The sequence below is a fragment of the Planctomycetota bacterium genome (genome assembly GCA_033763975.1).
GTDB lineage: Bacteria > Planctomycetota > Phycisphaerae > Phycisphaerales > UBA1924 > RI-211.
Genome location: JANRJM010000014.1, coordinates 154,836 through 161,499 on the forward strand (window position 1 = coordinate 154,836; position 6,664 = coordinate 161,499).

A 6,664-nucleotide genomic window follows, 5' to 3' on the forward strand; every position below is an offset into this window, starting at 1 on the left:
CGGCCGGGGCAAGTCGCGCGCTCAGCGCCGGCGACGCCCCGCCGCCAGCAGGCCCAGCGCGAGCACGCCCGCACTCGCCGGCGCGGGCACGACAGAGAAGTACAGGTCGTCGAAGATCGCCGCCTGCTTGGTCACGACGACGCGCGCAATGTCCGCCTGCGACTCGATGCCCATGAAGCCGTAGTCCGCGGTCGTCTGCCCGACCGTGATCGACCCGTCGACCAGGCTCCCGCCGAACTGCACGCTCTCGATCAACTGCCCCTGGGCGTCGAAGGCCTGGATCGTGGGACCCGCGGGGTCGGCGCCGCGGTTGTTCGCCAGCCAGAATCCGAACGACCGGACCGGCACCGTAAACGTGAAGGCGAACGTGTTCACGAGCGAGGACGGGATGGCGTTGGCGGGTGACCCGCCACCGGTCGCCTGGGCCGCGTCGAACGCGCCCGTCCCGTCGTTGATCCAGCGGACCTGCGTTTCGAACATCAGCCCGAGCGTCGAGTAGGCGTTGGTCGGCATGACCTGGGACGCGCCCTGCATGAGCGCGACGGGCGATCCGGCGCCGTCGGCCTCCCAGGTGATGCGCGTGTGCGGGACCGAGGTGAAGTACGCCGCGGAGTCGATGACCGAGGCCGAGGCCGTCCCGCCGCACGCAAGAAGGAGCGAGACCGTCACGATGTCCGAAGGGCGCGTGCGCACAGGTGGAACTCCTGGTCTTGATGATCTCTGCGAGCGGTCAGCGGGCGCGGGGCCGAGCCCCCCCGCCGAAGAAAACATGACCGCGCTGCCAGGTCCGTCAACCCTGCGACGCCGGTTTGCGCAGATTTCGGCCCGCCCACGCCGCACACGTTGCCCAGCGCGCCGGGCCGCTCGCAGCGGGCGTCTCTACTCGACCAGTGAGAACGAGGAGAGGTCGGGCACCGATGTGATCACGATGTCCTGGTCGATGGCCCGCGACGCGATGATGAGGTCGTTCAGGTAAATGCGCGTGCCGAGGGAATCACCCGCGCCGAGCGTCACGAGCGGGCCGGGCTGAAAGACCGCGGGAGACGCCGCCGGGCGCGATCGGGCGCACCCGCCAACACCGCACGCCGCCACGAGCACGAGCGCCGTCCGCACCGTTCGAAGACCCCAGTTCGCCATGAACGATCTCCCTTGCGAGCCCGCATGGACACGGGTTTCGGCGGGAGACATCGGGACCCGCCGTGTGAGACTGGAGTGAAAATGGGCAAGATGTCGAGTACGGTTCGAGCGGGCGCGCGAGCGACCGGCCGGCGCTGGTAGTCTGGTCCGAGAACCGAAAGGAACGTGAATGCGAATCGCGGCGCGACCCATGCCGACGTGCGCGGGCTGCTGGCTGGCGTGCCTGTTGGCGGGGCTGGCGCTCGTCTTTTCACCGGGGCGGGTTCGCGCGCAGACGGCCCCGGGCGTCGAATCGCCGCACGTCGGCAGCCACCGCGTCACGCAGGTACGGATCGAGTTCTCGCGCGAGAACCCCGGGCACCCGAGCGTGGAATCGCTGCTCGGGGCGACGTTCGTCGCGATGGAGACGCCCGACGGGTTTGCGCCCGGCGCGGGGCGAGCGGTGGCGCTGCGCGAGATCAACGAGGCCGGGGCCGCCCGGTTCACCGACGCGGGGCTGGCCCTGCTCGCCCCGGCGGTGGTACAGCGCATGCGGGAGTTGGGCTTCGTGGGCGTGTACGCAACGCCCGACCCCGCGCAGTTCGGCGTGCAGGACGGGCGCGTGGTGGACCTTCGCCCCGAAGACCAGACGCACCTGACGCTGCAGGTCACGACCGGCATGGTGGTCGAGGTGCGCTCCGTCGGCGTGGGCGAGCGCGTGGACCCGGACGAGACGATCAACAACCCGCTGCACGAACGCGTCCGCGACAACTCGCCCGTGCAGCCGTACGCGCCGGGCTCGACCGCGCGTTCGGACCTGCTGCGCCGCGACGTGCTCGAGGACTACGTGTTCCGCCTGAACCGGCACCCGGGGCGCCGTGTGGACGTCACCGTCGCCGCCCCGGGCGACGTGCCCGGGGCCGTCACGCTTGATTACACCATCACCGAGAACCGCCCGTGGCTGATCTTCGGCCAGGCGTCGAACACGGGGTCGGAGAGCACCTCGGGCTGGCGCGAGCACTTCGGCTTTGTTCACAACAACCTCACCAACCACGACGACATCCTGTCGCTCGACTACCAGACCGCGAACTTCGACGACGTGCACGCGTTGCACGCCTCGTACGAGCGCCCGTTCTCGTTCAGCGACCGCCTCCGCTGGAAGATCCACGGCTCGTGGTACCAGTACGTCGCGTCCGAGCTGGGCATCCAGGACGCCGACTTCCGGGGCGAGGGGTGGTTCGCGGGCGCCGAGGTCGCGTGGAACTTCCTTCAGGAGCGCGACCTCTTCGTGGACCTGGTCGCGGGCGCGCGGTTCGAGCACGTGCGCGTCGAGAACGAACTGGCCGCGGTCGAGGGCGACACCGACCTGCTGCTCCCGTCGGTCGCGCTGCGCCTGGAACGCCGGCGTGATCAATCGTCGCTCGACGCGCGGATCGGGCTGGACTTCAACCTGCCGGACATCGCCGGCACCGAGGAGGACCTGGACGCGCTGGGGCGCCTCGACGCCGACGATTCGTTCGTCGTGCTGCGGGGCGAGGGCTCGTACGCGCTCTACCTCGACCCGTACTTCCGCGACGCCGCCGACGCCGGCGCGGGGCTAGTCAACGAGGTGTTCTTCTCGGTCAAGGGTCAGCACGCGCTGGGCAGCCGCCTGATCCCCAACGAGCAGATCGTCGCCGGCGGCCTGTACACCGTCCGCGGCTACCCGCACGCGGTGGTCGCGGGCGACAGCGGGCTCATCGGGACGGCCGAGTACCGGTTCCACCTGCCGCGGGCGCTGGGCCCGAGCGTCGAGCCCGGGTCGTTCTTCGCCCGCCCGTTCCGCTGGCGCCCCCAGTACGCGTACGGGCCGACGGATTGGGACCTCATCTTCCGCGCGTTCCTCGACGCCGGACGGATCGTGAACACCGATCGGCAGTCGTTCGAGTCCGATCACACGCTCGTCGGGGCGGGCATCGGCGTCGAGTTGGCCCTCACGCGCCGCTTCAACGCCCGGGCGGACCTGGGATTCGCCCTCCGCGGCCTCGACGACGCCTCGGGCGATCGTGTCGTCGACGCCGGTCATGCCGAGTTGCACGTCGTCATCACGCTCGTCTATTGATCAGTTCGCTGGACGCGCCGGGCACGCGCTGTACGTTGCTGGCAACAGGCCTTGGCCCGCGCTCGAACAGTGCTTCAAGACAGGAGACCTCCACATGGGCGGCACCCCCGGCGCAACTGGCGGCGTACTTCGGCGGAGCACGGCCCTCGCGCTCGTTGCCGGCACGCTGCTCGGCGTCGCCACGCCCGGCGCGCTCGCCGGGCCCGAGGGCGCCCAGGTCGTTCGCGGGAACGTCACCATCCGGCGCGAGGGGGCGCTGACGACGATCACCGCCCCGCGCAACTCGATCATCAACTATCGCAGCTTCGACATCGCCCCGCACGAGACGGTGCGGTTCATCCAGCCCGACGCCGCCTCGCGCGTGCTCAACCGCATCCAGGGCCCCGCGCCGACGCGCATCGACGGCACGCTGCTCGCCAACGGGCGCGTGTACATCGTGAACCCCGCGGGCGTCATCTTCGGCGCGGGCAGCGTGGTCAACGCGGGCGGGATCTTCGCCGCCGCCGGCACCATCACCGACCGCGACTTCCTGCGGGGCGTCGACCGCGTCTCGAACGTGCAGGGCGGGATCGTCGCCGAGGGCCTGATGGACGTCGGCTCCGCCACGCTCGTCGGGCGGCGCATCGAGCAGTCCGGCACGATCGTCGCCGACGCGGGCGTCGTCGCGATGCTCGTGGGCAGCGACGTCACCGTCCGCGAATCGGGCGGGCGCATCAGCGCCCGGATCGACGGCGCGGACGTCACCGCCTCGTCCGACGCCGCCGCCCGACCGGGCAAGCGCCAGGGCCTCACCAGCCTGGGCGCGGGCGACGCCGTCTCGCTCGCGTTCCGCAACACGGGGCACGTTCGCGCGTCGGGCGGCACGGTGCTCGCCGCGACCCCCGCGGGGCGCATCGAGAACACCGGCACGATCGACACCAGCGTCCACAGCGGGCAGGCGGGCACGGTCGTCGTCACCGGCGCGCAGGTCGCCACGAGCGGGCGCATCGCCTCCGACGCCGACGCCGGGCGCGCCGGCGCGGTCGAGGTCACCAGTTCCTCGCGCACCACGCTGGCGTCGGGCGCGGTCGTCTCGGCCTCGGGTGGCGACGGGCACGCCGACGGCGGGCGCGTGCTCGTCCACGCGTACCACGGCGACACCGTCGTGCAGCGCGGCGCCCGCGTTGATCTCTCGGGCGGCGCGCGGGGGGGCGACGGCGGCACCGGCGAGGTCTCCGGCGCCCAGCGCCTGGCCATCCTGGGCGACATCGTCGGCAACGCCGCCCCGGGCTTCGCGCCCGCGACCATCCTGCTCGACCCGCGCGACATCCTGATCCGTACGCCCGGCGCGCAGGACGCGCAGGTGGCCGACGGCGTGGTGCTCGGCGCCGAGGGCGGCACCGACGACTGGGTGATCTCGCCCGGCGCGATCGAGGGCTTCGCGGGCGACGTGCGCCTCGAGGCAACGCGCGACATCACGATCTTCGAGGACATCAACAAGGCCAACGGCGGGCTCACGCTGCTCGCGGGGCGCGACATCAACTTCGGCGATCCGCTGATGCTCAACCTCGCCAGCCGCGAGGTGCGTGCGACGTCGCTTGATTTCCGGGCCGGGCGCCACATCGCCGAGAACATGCTCTTCGGCACGACGCTCCGCGCGAGCACGGGCGACATCGCCCTCGTCGCGACCACGGGGAACGTCGGCTTTTCGCTCGCGGGCGTGCCGTCGGGGCGCACCATCTCCATCACGCAGGACGAATCGCGGATGTTCGGCGCCGGGCCGTTCGGCATCATCGAGAACCCCGGCGCCACGAACATCGTGCTGAACGTCACCGACGGGCACCTGGTCATCGGGGGCGACTACGGCGGGGTCAGCGGCTACCAGAACATCGGCTCGCTCGACGCCTTCGCCAGCGAGTACGTCCGCATCGAGGACAACCTCGACATCGGCTCGGTCGCGCGCATCCGCTCGGAGGGCAACGTCGTCGTCGCCGGCTTCGTGCACGCGGGCGAACGCGTCGAGCTTCACGCCGCCACCGGCGGCACGGGCACGCTCTCCTTCCAGATGCACCTGGAGCCCGGCATGGGCGTGCTCACCGTGCCCGAGCTCTGGGCGCCGTCGATCGCGCTGCGCGCGGGCTCGAACTCGGGCCTGGGCGCGGCCCGGGTGGATGCGCTCACCACGACCCCGATCTTCCGCGGGGCTTCGGGCGGCGCCACACGCCCCGACGCCTTCGAGTTCGCGCAGGACGCCGCCGTGTTCGAATCTGACCGCCCGGCCCTCGCGCAGTTCGGCGCGCCCATCGACGCCATGGCCTACCGCGTCGAATCGTTCGACCAGGGCGTCAGCGTCACGAACACGAACAGCCTCGACGCCACGGCCCTCACGCTCGCCAGCGAGACCGGCTCCACCGTCTCGTCGCCGCTCACCCTCGTGTCGCTCGACACCTTCGGCCCCGTCCTGCTGCGGGCCGATGTCACCGCCACCGCGCACCAGACGTACAACGACGCCGTCGTCGTCAACGACGACCGCACCCTCACCGGCACGACCATCACCTTCCGCTCGTCGCTCGACGCGGCGGAAGACCCCGGGCACGACTGCGGCGACGACCTCGGGGACTCGCCCTGCCCCATCCCCGGCGGGCTCACGCTCCTCGCCGACGCCGTCTTCGACGCCCCGGTCGGCCAGGCTCACCCGCTCGAGTACCTCCTCGTGCAGCGCACGAGCGCGATCAACGGCGGGCTGATCCGCACGGGCGGCGACCAGCGCTTCGACGGCGCGGTCACGCTCGGCTCGTTCGCCATCCTCGAGAGCACCTACGACCCCACGCCCGGCACCATCCGCTTCGGCTCCACCCTCGACGGTGCGCACGTGCTCGAGGTGCTCACCACCCCCGCGGGCGTCATCGTCTTCAACGGCGACGTCGGCGCCAGCGAGGCCCTGACCGAGATCTTCCTCAGCACGGCGTTCGGCACCAAGGGACGCGACATCCCCGACCGCGCGACCATCGTCGGCGAGCGCTCGATCAGCATCCGGGCCGCGAACTTCACGATGAGCCAGCACGAGAAGTTCACCACGCTCGGCTCGCTCACGCTGCAGGTCGACGACCTCGCCTCGCTGGGCGACATGACGACCGTCGGCGACCTGACCATCACCGCGACGACCACCCGGTTCAACCGGCGCGAGGCGTCGGACCTGCTCCTGGCCGACGGCTCGTTCGTCACCGACCGCGGGCTCGACCTCGTCGCCGGCGGGCAGTTGGTGATCGAGGGCAACGTCGTGCTCGCGGGCAGCGGCCCGGACCCGACGTTCTCTGACATCGACGGCGTCGGACCGGCGTCGCTCGCCGACCTGGAGTTCACGCAGACGCCGCCGGAAGACGTGACGCTGGACGCGCTGCAGCGTGGCGGGGTGGTGCTGGATCAGCGAACGCGCCCGGCCGCGCCCCCGCCTCCGCCGCCGCCGCC

The 6,664-nt window shown here is 71.6% G+C and carries 4 protein-coding genes; 2 read left to right on the plus strand and 2 right to left on the minus strand.

Annotated features, from left to right (window positions below; translation table 11 throughout):
- Positions 1-21: 21 nt before the first annotated feature.
- Positions 22-693 carry a hypothetical protein gene (locus tag SFY69_09795; protein MDX2132332.1) on the minus strand — a complete coding sequence of 224 codons (672 nt, stop codon included), beginning with the start codon at positions 691-693 and terminating at the stop codon, positions 22-24.
- A 186-nt stretch (positions 694-879) separates the two neighbouring features.
- Positions 880-1,137, minus strand: coding sequence for a hypothetical protein (locus tag SFY69_09800; GenBank protein ID MDX2132333.1), 258 nt, complete (start codon positions 1,135-1,137; stop codon positions 880-882).
- Between the two features lie 169 nt (positions 1,138-1,306).
- On the opposite strand from SFY69_09800, the gene SFY69_09805 reads away from it, so the two are divergent.
- The gene (locus SFY69_09805; GenBank protein MDX2132334.1) at positions 1,307-3,217 is read left to right on the plus strand and encodes a ShlB/FhaC/HecB family hemolysin secretion/activation protein; all 1,911 of its coding nucleotides are present in this window, start codon (positions 1,307-1,309) and stop codon (positions 3,215-3,217) included.
- Between the two features lie 94 nt (positions 3,218-3,311).
- Positions 3,312-6,664 (plus strand): filamentous hemagglutinin N-terminal domain-containing protein (locus SFY69_09810; protein ID MDX2132335.1); only part of this gene is annotated, 3,353 nt, incomplete at its 3' end.

Excerpts from the sequence above, each read along its gene's own strand:
- SFY69_09805 (MDX2132334.1), top strand. The coding sequence starts at position 1,307 with ATGCGAATCGCGGCGCGACCCATGCCGACGTGCGCGGGCTGCTGGCTG.
- SFY69_09800 (MDX2132333.1), bottom strand. The coding sequence starts at position 1,137 with ATGGCGAACTGGGGTCTTCGAACGGTGCGGACGGCGCTCGTGCTCGTG.